The 15,400-nt window shown below is 65.1% G+C and carries 14 protein-coding genes; 6 read left to right on the top strand and 8 right to left on the bottom strand.

Annotated features, from left to right (window positions below):
* Positions 1-44 precede the first annotated feature (44 nt).
* The 4 genes from cobG to IB263_RS20230 are packed head-to-tail and all read left to right on the top strand — an operon-like array spanning position 45 to position 3,542.
* Positions 45-1,412: a precorrin-3B synthase gene (gene cobG / locus IB263_RS20245; RefSeq protein ID WP_192438939.1), complete on the top strand. Its 1,368-nt coding sequence runs from the start codon at positions 45-47 to the stop codon at positions 1,410-1,412.
* A gap of 2 nt (positions 1,413-1,414) precedes the next feature.
* Positions 1,415-2,047: a precorrin-8X methylmutase gene (locus tag IB263_RS20240; protein ID WP_192438914.1), complete on the top strand. Its 633-nt coding sequence runs from the start codon at positions 1,415-1,417 to the stop codon at positions 2,045-2,047.
* On the top strand, positions 2,044-2,781 hold the full coding sequence (locus tag IB263_RS20235) for a precorrin-2 C(20)-methyltransferase (RefSeq protein ID WP_034787112.1): 738 nt from the start codon (positions 2,044-2,046) through the stop codon (positions 2,779-2,781). The genes IB263_RS20240 and IB263_RS20235 overlap by 4 nt, the downstream gene beginning before the upstream one ends.
* Positions 2,778-3,542 (top strand): precorrin-3B C(17)-methyltransferase, encoded by a 765-nt coding sequence (locus IB263_RS20230; RefSeq protein ID WP_060517485.1) that lies wholly within the window; start codon positions 2,778-2,780, stop codon positions 3,540-3,542. Before IB263_RS20235 ends, IB263_RS20230 begins: the two co-directional genes overlap by 4 nt.
* Here IB263_RS20230 and IB263_RS20225 read toward each other — a convergent pair.
* Positions 3,521-4,306, bottom strand: coding sequence for a cobalt-precorrin-6A reductase (locus IB263_RS20225; RefSeq protein WP_192438913.1), 786 nt, complete (start codon positions 4,304-4,306; stop codon positions 3,521-3,523). The two genes, IB263_RS20230 and IB263_RS20225, sit on opposite strands and share 22 nt — an antisense overlap.
* On the opposite strand from IB263_RS20225, the gene cbiE reads away from it, so the two are divergent.
* Entirely contained in the window at positions 4,275-5,516 is a 1,242-nt protein-coding gene (gene cbiE, locus IB263_RS20220) for a precorrin-6y C5,15-methyltransferase (decarboxylating) subunit CbiE (RefSeq protein ID WP_192438912.1), read from the top strand. The two genes, IB263_RS20225 and cbiE, sit on opposite strands and share 32 nt — an antisense overlap.
* Positions 5,517-5,584: 68 nt before the next feature.
* Positions 5,585-6,346 (top strand): precorrin-4 C(11)-methyltransferase, encoded by a 762-nt coding sequence (cobM, locus tag IB263_RS20215; RefSeq protein WP_060517490.1) that lies wholly within the window; start codon positions 5,585-5,587, stop codon positions 6,344-6,346.
* Positions 6,347-6,399: 53 nt separating this feature from the next.
* On the opposite strand, the gene mnhG is transcribed toward cobM, so the two are convergent.
* The 7 genes from mnhG to IB263_RS20180 all read right to left on the bottom strand — a co-directional run bounded on the left by mnhG (position 6,400) and on the right by IB263_RS20180 (position 15,360).
* Positions 6,400-6,771: a monovalent cation/H(+) antiporter subunit G gene (gene mnhG, locus IB263_RS20210; protein WP_192438911.1), complete on the bottom strand. Its 372-nt coding sequence runs from the start codon at positions 6,769-6,771 to the stop codon at positions 6,400-6,402.
* Positions 6,768-7,049 carry a K+/H+ antiporter subunit F gene (locus IB263_RS20205; protein ID WP_034787089.1) on the bottom strand — a complete coding sequence of 94 codons (282 nt, stop codon included), beginning with the start codon at positions 7,047-7,049 and terminating at the stop codon, positions 6,768-6,770. The genes mnhG and IB263_RS20205 overlap by 4 nt, the downstream gene beginning before the upstream one ends.
* The gene (locus IB263_RS20200; protein ID WP_034787086.1) at positions 7,046-7,531 is read right to left on the bottom strand and encodes a Na+/H+ antiporter subunit E; all 486 of its coding nucleotides are present in this window, start codon (positions 7,529-7,531) and stop codon (positions 7,046-7,048) included. Before IB263_RS20200 ends, IB263_RS20205 begins: the two co-directional genes overlap by 4 nt.
* A gap of 3 nt (positions 7,532-7,534) precedes the next feature.
* Positions 7,535-9,151, bottom strand: coding sequence for a monovalent cation/H+ antiporter subunit D (locus IB263_RS20195; RefSeq protein WP_090298015.1), 1,617 nt, complete (start codon positions 9,149-9,151; stop codon positions 7,535-7,537).
* Entirely contained in the window at positions 9,144-9,491 is a 348-nt protein-coding gene (locus IB263_RS20190; RefSeq protein ID WP_034787081.1) for a Na+/H+ antiporter subunit C, read from the bottom strand. Before IB263_RS20190 ends, IB263_RS20195 begins: the two co-directional genes overlap by 8 nt.
* A complete protein-coding gene (locus IB263_RS20185) occupies positions 9,491-12,436 on the bottom strand; it encodes a monovalent cation/H+ antiporter subunit A (RefSeq protein WP_089044916.1) in 2,946 nt (981 codons plus the stop codon). Before IB263_RS20185 ends, IB263_RS20190 begins: the two co-directional genes overlap by 1 nt.
* Positions 12,437-12,720: 284 nt before the next feature.
* Positions 12,721-15,360 (bottom strand): EAL domain-containing protein, encoded by a 2,640-nt coding sequence (locus tag IB263_RS20180; protein ID WP_192438938.1) that lies wholly within the window; start codon positions 15,358-15,360, stop codon positions 12,721-12,723.
* Positions 15,361-15,400: the final 40 nt, after the last annotated feature.

The following is a 15,400-nucleotide window of genomic DNA, read 5'->3' as shown; positions in this document are numbered from 1 at the left end:
AGAGGCTTCTTCAGGGAGGAGAACCTCAAGTGATGACGGATTTGATGACCAGCTGCGCCCTTCCATTGACCGGAGATGCCGGCACCGTCGCTTCGATGCGCCGCGGCGCCTGCCCGTCCTTGGCAGAGCCGATGCAGACCGGCGACGGCCTGCTCGTGAGGGTGAGGCCAACGGATGACAGCCTGACGCTGCCGAAGGTCATTGCCCTTGCCACGGCTGCCGAGCGCTTCGGCAATGGCATCATCGAGATTACCGCGCGCGGAAACCTGCAGCTTCGCGGCCTGAGCGCGGCTTCGGTGCCAAGGCTGGCGCAGGCGATCGGCGATGCGGAGATCGCCATTGCCGAGGGGCTCGCGATCGAGGTGCCGCCCCTGGCCGGCATCGACCCGGACGAGATCGCCGATCCGCGGCCGATTGCCACTGAGCTTCGTGAAGCGTTGGATGTGCGCCAGGTGCCGTTGAAGCTTGCACCCAAATTATCCGTCGTCATCGATAGCGGTGGCCGGTTTGGTCTCGGCGCTGTCGTCGCCGACATTCGCCTTCAGGCGGTTTCGACTGTCGTGGGGGTGGCCTGGGTGCTGTCGCTTGGCGGCACGTCAACGAAGGCATCGATCGTCGGGACGTTGGCCGGCAACGCGGTCGTGCCGGCCCTGATCACCATTCTCGAGAAACTGGCGAGCCTGGGCACGACGATGCGCGGGCGCGATCTGGACCCGTCGGAAATCCGCGCGCTCTGTCGCTGTGAGACATCGTCCGAACGCCCGGCCGCTCCGCGTTCGGCCGCAATACCCGGCATTCATGCGCTGGGTAACGCCGACACCGTTCTCGGCCTCGGTCTGGCCTTTGCTCAGGTGGAGGCCGCCGCGCTGGCATCCTACCTGCATCAGGTCCAGGCGCTTGGCGCCAATGCGATCCGGCTTGCGCCCGGGCACGCCTTCTTCGTCCTCGGCCTTTGCCCCGAGACCGCGGCTGTGGCGCAGAGCCTGGCAGCGTCACACGGTTTTCGCATTGCCGAGCAGGATCCGCGCAATGCGATCGCCACCTGCGCCGGCAGCAAGGGTTGCGCCTCGGCGTGGATGGAAACCAAGGGCATGGCCGAGCGCCTCGTCGAGACGGCGCCGGAATTGCTCGACGGGTCGCTCACCGTGCATCTCTCCGGCTGCGCCAAGGGTTGCGCCCGGCCGAAGCCGTCCGAACTGACGCTTGTCGGTGCGCCATCAGGATACGGGCTTGTCGTAAATGGGGCTGCCAATGGCTTGCCAAGCGCTTACACCGATGAGAATGGAATGGGATCCGCCCTTGCCCGGCTCGGCCGGCTGGTGCGGCAAAACAAAGACGCTGGCGAATCGGCGCAGTCCTGTCTTACACGGCTCGGAGCTGCGCGCGTCTCGGCAGCGTTCGAACAGGGATAGACATGCCTGAGTATAATTACATTCGCGATGGCAACGCCATCTACGAGCGTTCCTTCGCCATCATCCGCGCCGAGGCCGATCTGTCGCGCTTCTCCGAAGAGGAAGCGGATCTGGCGGTGCGCATGGTGCACGCCTGCGGTTCCGTCGAGGCGACCAGGCAGTTCGTGTTTTCTCCCGATTTCGTAAGCTCGGCCCGTGCGGCGCTGAAAGCCGGTGCGCCGATCCTCTGCGATGCCGAGATGGTTGCGCACGGTGTCACCCGCGCCCGTCTGCCGGCCGGCAACGAGGTGATCTGCACGCTGCGCGATCCTCGCACGCCCGCACTTGCGGCCGAGATCGGCAACACCCGCTCCGCCGCAGCCCTGAAGCTCTGGAGCGAGCGGCTGGCCGGTTCGGTGGTCGCGATCGGCAACGCACCGACGGCGCTGTTCTTCCTCTTGGAAATGCTGCGCGACGGCGCGCCGAAGCCGGCGGCAATCCTCGGCATGCCCGTCGGTTTCGTCGGCGCGGCGGAATCGAAGGATGCGTTGGCCGAGAATTCCTATGGCGTTCCCTTCGCCATCGTGCGCGGCCGGCTCGGCGGCAGCGCCATGACGGCGGCAGCGCTCAACTCGCTCGCGAGGCCGGGCCTGTGAGCGGCGTCGGCGTGGGGCGCCTGATCGGTGTTGGGACCGGCCCCGGTGATCCGGAACTTTTGACGGTCAAGGCGGTGAAGGCGCTCGGGCAAGCCGATGTGCTTGCCTATTTCGCCAAGGCCGGGCGAAGCGGTAACGGCCGCGCGGTGGTCGAGGGTCTGCTGAAGCCCGATCTTGTCGAGCTGCCGCTATACTATCCGGTGACGACCGAAATCGACAAGGACGATGGCGCCTACAAGACCCAGATCACCGACTTCTACAATGCGTCGGCCGAAGCGGTAGCGGCGCATCTTGCCGCCGGGCGCACGGTCGCCGTGCTCAGTGAAGGCGACCCGCTGTTCTATGGTTCCTACATGCATCTGCATGTGCGGCTCGCCAATCGTTTCCCGGTCGAGGTGATCCCCGGCATTACCGCCATGTCCGGCTGTTGGTCGCTTGCCGGCCTGCCGCTGGTGCAGGGCGACGACGTGCTCTCGGTGCTTCCGGGCACCATGGCCGAGGCCGAGCTCGGCCGCAGGCTTGCGGATACCGAAGCCGCCGTGATCATGAAGGTCGGGCGCAATTTGCCGAAGATCCGTCGGGCGCTCGCTGCCTCCGGCCGTCTCGACCAGGCCGTCTATGTCGAACGCGGCACGATGAAGAACGCGGCGATGACGGCTCTTGCGGAAAAGGCCGACGACGAGGCGCCCTATTTCTCGCTGGTGCTCGTTCCCGGCTGGAAGGACCGACCATGACCGGTACGCTCTATGTCGTCGGTACCGGACCGGGCAGCGCCAAGCAGATGACGCCGGAAACGGCGGAAGCCGTTGCGGCCGCTCAGGAGTTTTACGGCTACTTTCCCTATCTCGACCGGCTGAACCTCAGACCGGATCAGATCCGTGTCGCCTCGGACAACCGCGAGGAGCTCGATCGGGCACAGGTCGCGCTGACGCGGGCTGCGGCAGGCGTGAAGGTCTGCATGGTCTCCGGTGGCGATCCCGGTGTCTTTGCCATGGCGGCCGCCGTCTGCGAGGCGATCGACAAAGGACCAGCGGAATGGAAGTCGGTTGAACTGGTGATCACGCCCGGCGTGACCGCGATGCTCGCCGTTGCCGCCCGCATCGGCGCGCCGCTCGGTCATGATTTCTGTGCGATCTCGCTTTCCGACAATCTGAAGCCCTGGGAAGTCATCACCCGGCGCCTCAGGCTGGCGGCGGAAGCGGGCTTCGTCATTGCCCTCTACAATCCGATCAGCAAGGCGCGGCCCTGGCAGCTCGGTGAGGCCTTCGAGCTTCTGCGCAGCGTTCTGCCGGCAACGGTTCCGGTCATCTTCGGCCGTGCGGCCGGGCGGCCGGACGAACGGATCGCGGTGATGCCGCTCGGCGAGGCCGATGCCAACCGCGCCGACATGGCGACATGCGTCATCATCGGCTCGCCGGAGACGCGAATCGTCGAGCGCGACGGCCAACCCGATCTCGTCTACACGCCGCGCTTCTATGCAGGGGCGAGCCAGTGAGCGATGCGGTTGAGTGCCTCGTCGCAACTGCCGACCGTCGGCACGTCCGCGGGCTTGCGCCGCTCGACCATGATCACCTCGATGCCGAGCCGGCGCGCTGCGGCAATCTTGCCGTAGGTGGCGCTGCCGCCACTGTTCTTGGCGACGATCACATCGATCTGCCGGCTCCTGAGCAACGTGGCTTCATCGGCTTCCGCAAAGGGACCGGTCGCCAGGATCGCCTCCTGGTCGGGCAGATTAAGCGGCGGCGTCACCGGATCGACGCTGCGGATGACGTAGCTGTGCTGCGGCGCGACCTCGAAGTGGAAAGCTTCCTGTCGACCTATCGCCAGGAAGACGCGGCGTCGCCGATCACCGAGCGCGCTGACGGCCTCGACAACGCTATCGACAGCAGTCCAGCGGTCGCCAGGCAGGGGCACCCATTCCGGTCGGCGGAGGGCGATAAGCGCAACGCCGGTTCTTTGCGCTGCGTCCGCGGCGTTGTGCGAAATGCGTGCGGCAAAGGGGTGCGTCGCATCGACCAGCAGCGCGATGTTTTCGTCATGCAGGAAATGCGCCAGCCCATCGGCGCCGCCAAAGCCGCCGATGCGCGTCTTGACCGGCTGCGGCCGCGGGTCCGCGGTGCGGCCGGCCAGCGAGATGGCGGTGTCGTAGCGGACATCTTCGGCCAAGCGGCGCGCGAGTTCGCGTGCCTCGGTGGTGCCACCCAAAATCAGAATACGAGGTTTTTCCATGGCTGACGTGTCGAACAGCGAACCCGCCATCGTCTCCCCCTGGCTGACCGTCATCGGTATCGGTGAGGATGGTGTAGCGGGTCTCGGCGACGAGGCCAAGCGGCTGATCGGCGAAGCGCCGGTCGTCTACGGCGGCCATCGTCATCTGGAGCTCGCCGCCTCCCTCATCACCGGCGAAGCGCACAATTGGCTAAGCCCCCTCGAACGCTCGGTCGTCGAGATCGTCGCGCGTCGCGGCAGCCCGGTGGTGGTGCTTGCCTCGGGCGACCCGTTCTTCTTCGGCGTCGGCGTGACGCTGGCGCGCCGCATCGCCTCGGCCGAAATACGCACGCTTCCGGCGCCGTCGTCGATCAGTCTTGCCGCCTCGCGCCTCGGCTGGGCGCTGCAGGATGCGACGCTCGTCTCCGTACATGGGCGGCCGCTGGATCTGGTGCGACCGCATTTGCATCCGGGGGCGCGTGTGCTTACGCTCACGTCGGACGGCGCGGGTCCGCGAGACCTTGCCGAGCTTCTGGTTTCAAGCGGCTTCGGTCAGTCGCGACTGACCGTGCTCGAAGCGCTGGGCGGCGCCGGCGAACGGGTGACGACGCAGATCGCCGCGCGCTTCATGCTCGGCCTCGTGCATCCTTTGAACGTCTGCGCCATTGAGGTGGCGGCCGACGAGGGCGCGCGCATCCTGCCGCTTGCCGCCGGCCGCGACGATGCGCTGTTCGAACATGACGGGCAGATCACCAAGCGCGAGGTCCGGGCGCTGACGCTGTCGGCACTCGCACCGCGCAAGGGCGAACTGCTATGGGACATCGGCGGTGGCTCCGGCTCGATCGGCATCGAATGGATGCTCGCCGATCCGACCATGCAGGCGATCACCATCGAGGTGGAGCCGGAGCGGGCAGCGCGCATCGGCCGCAACGCGACGATGTTCGGCGTGCCCGGGCTGACGGTTGTCGAAGGCGAGGCGCCGGCGGCGCTTGCCGGCCTGCCACAACCGGACGCGATCTTCATCGGCGGCGGCGGCAGCGAAGACGGCGTCATGGAAGCAGCGATCGAGGCGCTCAAGTCAGGCGGACGGCTGGTTGCAAACGCGGTGACGACGGACATGGAAGCGGTGCTGCTCGATCATCACGCGCGGCTCGGCGGTTCGCTGATCCGCATCGATATCGCGCGTGCAGGACCGATCGGTGGCATGACCGGCTGGAAGCCGGCCATGCCGGTCACCCAATGGTCGTGGACGAAGGGCTAAAGCAGTTCCAGCGAAAGTGTGACGCGGTTTTGGGTCCGGAACTGCGCAAGAAAAAGAAAGAGTAACCTATGACGGTACATTTCATCGGCGCCGGCCCGGGAGCCGCAGACCTGATCACGGTGCGCGGTCGCGACCTGATCGGGCGCTGCCCGGTCTGCCTCTACGCCGGCTCGATCGTCTCGCCGGAGCTGCTGCAATATTGCCCGCCGGGCGCCCGCATTGTCGATACGGCACCGATGTCGCTCGACGAGATCGAGGCGGAGTATGTGAAGGCCGAAGCCGAAGGGCTCGACGTGGCGCGGCTTCATTCGGGCGACCTCTCGGTCTGGAGTGCTGTGGCCGAACAGATCCGCCGGCTCGAGAAGCATGGCATCGCCTATACGATGACGCCGGGCGTTCCTTCCTTTGCGGCGGCGGCTTCAGCGCTCGGTCGCGAACTGACCATTCCGGCGGTGGCCCAGAGCCTGGTGCTGACCCGCGTTTCGGGCCGCGCCTCGCCGATGCCGAACTCAGAAACGCTTTCCGCTTTCGGCGCTACTGGATCGACGCTGGCAATCCACCTTGCGATCCATGCGCTTCAGCAGGTGGTCGAGGAACTGACGCCGCTCTACGGTGCCGACTGCCCGGTCGCCATCGTCGTCAAGGCCTCCTGGCCGGACGAACGCGTGGTGCGCGGCACGCTCGGTGACATCGCCGCCAAGGTGGCGGAAGAGCCGATCGAGCGTACGGCACTGATCTTCGTCGGTCCGGGGCTCGAAGCCTCTGATTTCCGTGAAAGCTCGCTCTACGATCCCGCCTATCAGCGGCGCTTCAGAGGGCGCGGCGAATAGGCCGCACTCCCTCGGGGGTCGGCCTAAGTTTCCCGCTGAGAGGGTTTTGAAACCTATTCTGCCGTTTCTTCGCGCGGCGGCCGCTGCTTGAGCGGGACGCCGCGCTTTTCCTCGACGCGGTCGCGGTAGAGCGCTGCCTGTCCAAGCAGCATCAGTGTCACCGGAGTGGTGGCGACGACGAAGACGATGATCAGGATTTCGTGGAATACCCAGCGGCTCTGCAGCACGGCAAAGCAGATGATAGAGGCGGTGCAGATCATCAGTACGCCGCCGCTGGTCGCCAGCGTCGGTGCGTGCAGGCGCTCGTAGAAGCTGGTGAACCGGAGCAGGCCGACTGAGCCGATCAGCGCCACTGCGGCGCCGAGGACGGTGAGCCCGCAGATGAGAACGGCGGCCCAGACGGGAAGGTCGGTGAGGTGGCTCATTCGATGATCTCCCCGCGCATCAGGAACTTGCCGAAGGCGATCGACGAGACGAAGCCGATCAAAGCCACGATCAGGGCGGACTCGAAATAGAGCGAGTTGGCCGTGCGGATGCCGAAGGTCAAGAGCATCAGCATGGCGTTGATATAGAGCGTGTCGAGGCCGAGGATGCGGTCCTGGGCGCGCGGTCCCCTCACCATGCGATAGAAGGCAAAAGCCATCGCCAGGCCGAGCATGATCTGGGCAATCAGGATCGACCAGATGATTGAAAGTTCCATCATCCGAATATCTCCTTCAGGGCGGTCTCATAGCGCTTGACCGTATCGAGCCAGATGTCCTCGTTCTCCATGTCGAGCACGTGGAAGAGCAGGGACTTGCGGCCGCGATCGTATTCGAGCCAGGCCGTTCCCGGCGTCGCTGTCATGACACAGGCAAGCAGCGCCAGGGCGTTTTCGTCTTCCAGATCGAGATCGATGGTCAGGAAGCCCGAGTTCGGCGGTCGGCGCTGGCCACGCAGGATGACGGCGATGACGGCGATGTTCGAGCGGATCACGTCGACGGCGACGGCAAAGCCGAAGCGCACGATCAACAGAACCCGGCGCGGGTGCGAGCGCACGAGGCCAAGCTTCAGCGTCACCCAGCCAAGACCGGTTGCCAGTACCGTCCCCATCAGGAAGGTGCCGGGCGCAACCGACTGATTGAGCAGGAGCCAGATGATGAGCAGCCCGACGGAGAGCAGGGGATAGGGGAGCCAGGTGCGCATCGCCTATTGCCCTCCCGCCCGCGGCGCTGAGAGCACCCGTTCCGTATAACCCGCAGGATCGAACAGCGAATCCGCTGTTGCCTGCATGTAGCGCATCGCCGGCCCGGCCTGCACGCTTAAGAAGATGCAGGCAGCGAGCAACACGACGACGGGGGTGATCTCGATGACCACGACGCGCGGCACGGTGTTTTCGATCGACGCCCAGAAGGTGCGGATGCCGACGCGGTTCATTGCGATCATCGCGGCGAGACCGGAAACGATCAGCAGCGTGACATAGGTCCAGTCGGCGGCGGAGACCGCCGGGGCGGCTTCCGCTCCCGACAGGCCGAAGAGACCGCCGAGGATTGCGAACTTGGCGACGAAGCCGGAGAGCGGCGGCAGGCCGGCGAGCAAGAGGGCGCAAAGGCAGAAGCAGAGGCCGAGGATCGCCATCGTGCCGGGGATCGCCGAGCCGACTTCTTCCTCCTCCTCGTCCTCGTCGGCGTCGCCGTAGGCTTCCATCGTCACCGCCAGAACGTCGGCGCCGGCGTCACGTCCGCGCTCGACCAGTTCGATCAGCAGGAAGAAGGCGGCGATCGTCAGTGTCGAGCTGACGAGGTAAAAGAGCGCACCGGCGATCATGCTTGGGTGGCCGAGGCCGATGGCGGCGAGCAGGGTGCCGGAGGAGACCAGCACCGAATAGGCGGCGAGGCGGCCCATGGCCTGCGATGCGAGCACGCCGATGGCGCCGAAGGCGATCGTCAGCAGGCCGCCGGCAAGCAGGATCGGCTGGCCGAAACCGGCAGACGCGCCGGCACTCGCGCCGAAGACCAGCAGCGACAGCCTGAGGATGACATAGATGCCGACCTTGGTGAGGATCGCAAAGACGGCGGCGACCGGCGGCGTCGCGGCTGCATAGGCCGTCGGCAGCCAGAAGCTCAAGGGCCACATGCCGGCCTTCACCAGGAAGGCGACGCCGAGCACGCCGGCACCGACCTCAACCATCTGGCGATCCTCCGGCGAGAGCGTCGCCAGCTTCATGGAGAGATCGGCCATGTTGAGCGTGCCGGTCGCGCCATAGATCAGGCTGACGCCGATCAGGAAGAGCGAGGAGGCGGCGAGGTTGATCGCGACATAGTGCAGACCGGCCTTGACGCGCAGCGGCCCGGAGCCGTGCAGCAGCAGCCCGTAGGACGCCGCCAGCATGATCTCGAAGAAGACGAAGAGGTTGAAAAGGTCACCGGTCAGGAACGAGCCGTTGAGGCCGGCGATCAAGAGCTGGAACAGCGAATGGAAATGATGGCCCGCGGTGTGCCAGCGCGCGATCGAATAGGCCTGGGCGGCAAGCGCCAGTCCGCTCGTCAGGCACAGCATCAGTGCCGAAAGGCGGTCGAGCACCAGCACGATGCCGAAAGGGGCGGGCCAGTTGCCGAGCTGATAGACGCCGTTGCCTGCGGGCGCCCCATCCATCGAGGCGATCCGCATCAGCACGATCGAGAGGATGAAGAGCGCGAGCGTCGAGACGAAGCTCAGCACACCCTTGAGCGAGCGGTTGCGCTCGTCGATCGGGATCATCGCGGCGCCGACCATCAGCGGCAGCAGGATCGGCAGGATCAGCAGGTGGTGCATCCAGTTAGTCATGGCGCTGCTCCCTGCCGTCGACGTGGTCGGTGCCGGTGAAGCCGCGCGAGGCGAGCAGCACGACGAGGAAGAGCGCGGTCATGGCAAAGCCGATGACGATCGCTGTCAGCACCAGGGCTTGCGGCACCGGATCGGTGAAGCGGCTGAGATCGCCGACACCGCCTGGCTCCAGCACCGGCGGCGCGTTCACGCGAAGGCGCCCCATGCCGAAGATGAAGAGATTGACCGCATAGGAGAGCAGCGAGAGGCCGATGATCACCTGGTAGGTGCGCGGGCGCAAAAGCAGGTAGACGCCGGATGCCGTAAGCACGCCGATTGCGGCAGAGAGAATGATCTCCATCAGCGTGCCTCCTTTCGCAGGGCGCGTGCATGGGCTCGCGGCGCGCGGATCGACTGGTGGGCGAGCGCGATGAGGATCAGCACGGTTGCGCCGAGCACCAGCGAGAAGACGCCGAGATCGAAGAACAGGGCGCTCGCCAGAGGAAACTTGCCGATGATCGGCAGCGTCACGTATTGCGAATGCGACGTCAGGAACGGATAGCCGAAGAACCAGGAGCCGATGCCGGTCGCAGCGGCCACCAGAAGCCCGATGCTCATCCAGCGCAGCGGATGGATGCGCAGGCGCTCCTCGACCCAGCGGGTTCCGCCGGACATGTATTGCAGGATGAAGCCGATCGACATGGCGATGCCGGCAGCAAAGCCTCCGCCCGGCAGGTCATGGCCGCGCAGGAACAGGTAGGCTGCGAGCATGCCGATGACCGGGAACATCCAGCGCATGATCACCGATGGCACGAACAGGTATTCAGCCACGCTGTCACCCTTGTTGCGATCCGGGTGATCGTCGTCGAAGGCGTTCTGGACGCGCTGCTGTTCCGGAGCCTCCAGGCTGTCGGCCTGCGGGCGGAAGCGCAGCAGCAGGGCGAAGACGGTAAGCGCGACGATCGCCAGCACCGCGATCTCGCCGAGCGTGTCGAAGCCGCGGAAGTCGACGAGGATGACGTTGACGACATTGGTGCCGCCGCCCTCCTTGTAGGCGCGCTCGAGGAAGTAGCTCGCGATCGTGTCAGGCATGGGCCGGGTCATGATCGTATAGGCGATCAGCGCCACGCCGCCGCCGGCGACGACCGCCAGCAGGAAGTCACGCAGGCGCCGGAAGCGGACCTTCAGCGACAAGAGCTCGGTTTCCTCGGTGTCCTCGATGCGCTTCGGCAGCCATCGCAGGCCGAGCAGGATCAGCACCGTCGTGACGATCTCGACGAGGAGCTGTGTTACCGCCAGATCCGGCGCCGAAAGCCAGACGAAGGTGAGGCAGGTGGTGAGCCCGGCGCCGCCGAGCAGCACGAGTGCCGCCAGCCGGTGGAACTTCGCCAGGATCGCAGCACCGATGGCACAGGCGATGCCGACCGCCCAGAGGAGGGCAAAGGCCGGATCGATGCTGCGCACGAGAAGCGGCGGCAGCTCGAAATGATTGAGAAGCAGCGGCAGCGCGCCGGCGGCGATCGCGATGAAGACGAGGAAGCGCATCTGCGGCTGCAGCCGCCGCGTGCCGAGGCGCTGCTCCAGCGAACGCGCCCATTTCCAGGAGAGCGTTACCAGCACGCGCTCGAAGATGCGCTGGCCGTGCAGCAGGCGGAAGATCGGTGGCCCCTCGACGCTGGTGGCGAGGTAGTTGCGCATCAGGAAGTAGAGACCGATGCCGCCGGCAAGAGCGACGAAGCTCATGATCAGCGGCAGGTTCCAGCCGTGCCAGACGGAAAGGCTGTAATAGGGCGTGTTGGCGCCGAGAATGGAGACGACAGCCGTGTGCAGGAACGGGCCGATGGTGATCGCCGGAATGATGCCGACGACGAGGCAGGCGAGCACCAGGAACTCGATCGGCACACGCATCCAGCGCGGCGGCTCGTGCGGCACCTTGGGCAGGTCCTCCGGCGTCTTGCCGAAGAAGACGCTGTGGATGAAGCGCAGCGAATAGGTAACGGCAAACATGCCGGCGAGCGTCGCGACATAGGGCGTCATCGTATCGAGAATGTTGGCCTGGTGCGTTTCGATCGCTTCGGCGAAGAACATTTCCTTCGAGATGAAGCCGTTCAAGAGTGGTACGCCAGCCATGGCCGCGCTCGCGACCATGGCGAGTACCGCCGTTCCAGGCATGTACCTGATCAGCCCTCCGAGCTTGCGCATGTCGCGCGTTCCGGTCTCGTGGTCGATGATGCCGGCCGCCATGAACAGCGACGCCTTGAAGGTCGCGTGGTTGACGATGTGGAAGACCGCGGCGACCGCGGCCAGCGGGCTGCCGAGGCTCAGGAGCACGGTGATCAGGCCGAGATGGCTGATAGTGGAATAGGCGAGCAGGCCCTTGAGGTCCTGCTGGAAGATGGCGAAATAGGCGCCGAGCAGCAGCGTCGAAAGACCGGCAAGGCCAACGATCCAGAACCAGGCCTCGGTGCCGGCCATGACCGGCCAGAGGCGCGCCAACAGGAAGACGCCTGCCTTCACCATGGTTGCCGAATGCAGATAGGCCGAAACCGGCGTCGGCGCCGACATCGCGTGCGGCAGCCAGAAATGGAACGGGAACTGCGCGCTCTTCGTCAGCGCCCCGAGCAGCACCAGAATCAGTACCGGCATGTAGAGCGGCGAGTTGCGGATGAGGTCGCCGGAGGCGAGCACCACGTCGAGATCGTAGCTGCCGACGATGCGACCCATCAGCAGAAGGCCGACGAGCATGCAGAGGCCGCCTGTGCCGGTTACGGTCAGCGCCATGCGGGCGCCGTCACGAGCGTGGGCATTGTGGTGCCAGTAGCCGATCAAAAGGAAGGAGACGATGCTCGTCAGTTCCCAGAAGACGGCGAGCAGGATGAGATTGCCTGAAAGCACGACGCCGAGCATCGAGCCCATGAAGGCGAGGAAAAGCGACAGGAAGCGCGGCACCGGGTCTTCCGCGGCCATATAGTAGCGGGCGTAAAGCACCACGAGCACGCCGATCGCGGTTACCAGAACCGTGAAGAGCCAGGCGAAGCCGTCCATCCGGAGCGTGAAGTTGAGGCCGAGTTCCGGCAGCCAGGCGATGTCATAGCGCAGGACGCCGCCCGAGGTGACGAAGGGATAGAGGCCGGCGGCGACGAGGAAACAAAGGAGCGCGATCGCTCCTGCAAACCAGGCTGTCGCACCGCGCTGATCGGGCGGAAAGAAGATTGCAAGGAGGCTTCCCACAAATGGGGCGAGAATGAAGACAGAAAGCAATTTTCCCGCGTATTCGATCGTACCGTTCCCTTCGTTCGGGTTCATGGAGAGCGGGCACCCGAGCGCCGTGCTTTCCAAAAGAATGCACAAGGGACGCACCAGGATTTTGATTCTAGAGCATCTTTTCCGCTTTCAGTGGTTCCACTTGAAGCGGGACACTCTAGAGGCCCGAAAGGGCGGTCGCATCAGCGACTGCCGCAGGTGATGCCGCCATTCCCAAGAATGTGGAGGCAGGCAATTGTTTTTATGGCGATTCGCGGCAGGGCTGCCAAGCCTCAAGCCTGCGAAAAATGCACGCACCTGCGCTTTTTAGCTGTGGCCGAAGCCTCTCAGGCTGCCAGCCACCGACGCTCGAAGGCGAAGGTCGCAAGGTCGTTGGCGCTCATGGGCCGCGCGAAAGCATAACCTTGCAGCCCATGGCAGCCGAGTTCCTTCAGGATGGCCGCGTGTTCGAGGGTCTCGACGCCTTCGGCGATCACTTCGATGCCGAGCGACGTGCCGATGTCGATGATGGACTCGACCAGACGCTTTTCGGCTGGGGATTTGAGGATCGGCAGGACGAGCTGGCGGTCGATCTTCAAGCGCCGCGGCGTCAGCTTCAGCAGGCTGACGATGGATGCATAGCCGGTGCCGAAATCGTCGATCTCGATGGCGATGCCGAGTTCCTTGATCCGGCGGATGTTCGACAGGACCGTCATGTCGCTTTCGTCGAAGGAGATCGATTCCAACAGTTCAAACGACAGGCGGCCGGCCGGGATCTGCAACTGTTCCAGGCGCTCGATCAGATTTTCGTCGTGAAGCCGGGCATAGGAGAGATTGACAGAGACCTTGGGGATACGAATGCCGCTTGCTTCCCAGCGATAGATCTGGAACAGCGCCTGCTCCAGGATCGCCTGGTCGATCGCGGCCACGACATTGATGTCTTCGGCCGTCTTCAGGAACGTGTGTGGGCCGAGCAGGCCCTTGGTCGGATGGTCCCAGCGCGCCAGCGCCTCGACACCGATGATGTCGAGCGAGCGCGGGCAGAACTGCGGCTGGAAATACGCGATGAATTCGTTGTGTTCGAGCCCGCGCAGGATCTCGTCGGCCGTCTGCTTGGTCTTGAAGACGGCCGTCTTCAGTTCGCCGGTAAAGATCTCGTGGCGGTTGCGGCCGCGGCGCTTGGCTTCATAGAGCGCGATGTCGGCGTTGACGAGCACGTGCGACAGCTCTTCGCTCGTCTGGCTTTGGGCGGCGATGCCGATGCTGACGCCGATGCGGCACTCCTGGTCCTTGTAGCGGACGGGCACGCTCATCGCCTCGATGATGCGTGACGCCAGCCGGGCATCCGGCTCGATGCCTCCATCCTGGCGGACGAGCACGAATTCGTCGCCGCCGATGCGGGCGACGAAGTCCTTTTCGTCGGCATTGCCGCGCAGAAGCTCGGCGGCATGCCGCAGGATCTCGTCGCCGGCCGCGTGGCCGAGCGTATCGTTGATCTGCTTGAAGCGGTCGAGGTCCATGTGGAAGATGCTGAGTTTCGCCTCCCGCGCGAAATGCCGGTCGCGATCGGCCAGGACCTGGTCGAGGAAACGCCGGTTTGGCAGGCCGGTCAGCGGATCGTGCAGCGCGTTGAACTCCATGCGATGGCGCGCCGCTTCGAGTTCGACGCTGTGCGCCTCGGCGGTGCGCTTGGCTTCGAAAAGCGTTTCGCGGGTCTCGAAGTCGGCGGTCACGTCCCAGTTGACCCCGACGATCTTCCTGTGGCCGTCGGCGCCGATATAGAACGAGCCGTTGGCCCGGATGTGGCGCGTGCTGCCGTCGGGCAGGCGAACGCGGAAGTCGGAATTGTAGGCGAGCCCGGATTCCAGCGCCTCGGCAAATTCCCGCTCGGCGCGGTCGAGGTCGTCCGGGTGCAGCGCGTCCTTCCAGTCGTCATAGGCCTGACGCAACGACGTCTTTTGCCCATAGAGTTCCTTGGTGCGCTCGTCCCAGAGCAGCTTCTTGCTGGCGATGTCGAGTTCCCAGATGCCGATCTGGGAGGAGTCGAGCGCGATCTTCAGCCGATGGGACAGTTCCTGGAGCTGCGCCTTGCTGTATCTGAGCGCACGAATGTTGCCTTGCCGCTCGCTCAAGAGGCGCCCGGTCAACACCATCGGCAGGATGATCATCAGTCCGCCGATGACGATGAGGCCGCGGATGAGCCAGGCGTTGCCCGCCGTCGTCGGCCAGCCGCCCTTCGGAACGGCTGCGATATGCCAGGAACCGCCGGGTAGGAGCACGGTCATTTCGATCGGCGCGCCACGGAAAATATTGGCGTCGCCGTAAAAGACCGGACCTTGCGCGCCTGTGCCGTCCTGACCGGCAATGGCGACGTCTATGCCGAGTTCATCGGAAGAAAGGCCGCTGTCGCGATAGAGCCGGTCCACGTCGATGATGGCCGAGACGATGCCCCAGAAGCGGTTGCTGCCGCCGCCGGCGTCGATCGATACGGGGAAGCGGCCGATCAGCCCTTTGCCGCCCTGGACGAGATCGACAGGCCCGGCAAGCACCATCTGGCCGGTGTCCTTTACGCGCATGACGGCGGCGCGCTGCGCTTCGTTCCGGCGGTAGTCGAGGCCGAGTGCGCGGCGATTTTGTTCGAGCGGGTAGACAAGCGAGACGATCAGATTGGGCGCAGCCGCGATGCTGCGCAATTGCGAGCGCTCGGTGAAGACGCTGCGCGACAGCGCGGCGAAGCGCTGCTGATCCATTGCCGGCTCGGTGACCAGCGTGCCGATCAGCCCGCGCACGAGCTGGATGTTGCCGTTGACGTTGGCCTCGAGCTTGGAGCGGATGGGATTGAGTTCCTCGGCGACGCGCGCGCGCTGGCGCGCCTCGTCGACCACCTGGTTCTGGTTGTCCGCAAGGATGCCAGCGACCAGAACCACGAAGGCGGCAATGATCGCCGGAAGATAGCTCGGCGTCAAAACCCTGGAGAGCCTCTTCATCCCGAGGTTGAAAGCATGTCTGGCAGGCACGAAACACCCC

The organism is Ensifer sp. ENS03 (assembly GCF_014852035.1).
GTDB lineage: Bacteria > Pseudomonadota > Alphaproteobacteria > Rhizobiales > Rhizobiaceae > Ensifer > Ensifer adhaerens.
Note: the sequence above shows the minus strand (reverse complement) of the source record. Positions and strands in the feature narration are given on the sequence as shown.

What these genes read in the sequence shown, in the direction of transcription:
- cobG (WP_192438939.1), top strand. Translation starts at nt 45, where the DNA reads ATGACCAGCTGCGCCCTTCCATTGACCGGAGATGCCGGCACCGTCGCT.
- IB263_RS20240 (WP_192438914.1), top strand. Translation starts at nt 1,415, where the DNA reads ATGCCTGAGTATAATTACATTCGCGATGGCAACGCCATCTACGAGCGT.
- IB263_RS20230 (WP_060517485.1), top strand. Translation starts at nt 2,778, where the DNA reads ATGACCGGTACGCTCTATGTCGTCGGTACCGGACCGGGCAGCGCCAAG.
- cbiE (WP_192438912.1), top strand. Translation starts at nt 4,275, where the DNA reads ATGGCTGACGTGTCGAACAGCGAACCCGCCATCGTCTCCCCCTGGCTG.
- IB263_RS20225 (WP_192438913.1), bottom strand. Translation starts at nt 4,306, where the DNA reads ATGGCGGGTTCGCTGTTCGACACGTCAGCCATGGAAAAACCTCGTATT.
- cobM (WP_060517490.1), top strand. Translation starts at nt 5,585, where the DNA reads ATGACGGTACATTTCATCGGCGCCGGCCCGGGAGCCGCAGACCTGATC.
- mnhG (WP_192438911.1), bottom strand. Translation starts at nt 6,771, where the DNA reads ATGAGCCACCTCACCGACCTTCCCGTCTGGGCCGCCGTTCTCATCTGC.
- IB263_RS20205 (WP_034787089.1), bottom strand. Translation starts at nt 7,049, where the DNA reads ATGATGGAACTTTCAATCATCTGGTCGATCCTGATTGCCCAGATCATG.
- IB263_RS20200 (WP_034787086.1), bottom strand. Translation starts at nt 7,531, where the DNA reads ATGCGCACCTGGCTCCCCTATCCCCTGCTCTCCGTCGGGCTGCTCATC.
- IB263_RS20195 (WP_090298015.1), bottom strand. Translation starts at nt 9,151, where the DNA reads ATGACTAACTGGATGCACCACCTGCTGATCCTGCCGATCCTGCTGCCG.
- IB263_RS20190 (WP_034787081.1), bottom strand. Translation starts at nt 9,491, where the DNA reads ATGGAGATCATTCTCTCTGCCGCAATCGGCGTGCTTACGGCATCCGGC.
- IB263_RS20185 (WP_089044916.1), bottom strand. Translation starts at nt 12,436, where the DNA reads ATGAACCCGAACGAAGGGAACGGTACGATCGAATACGCGGGAAAATTG.
- IB263_RS20180 (WP_192438938.1), bottom strand. Translation starts at nt 15,360, where the DNA reads ATGAAGAGGCTCTCCAGGGTTTTGACGCCGAGCTATCTTCCGGCGATC.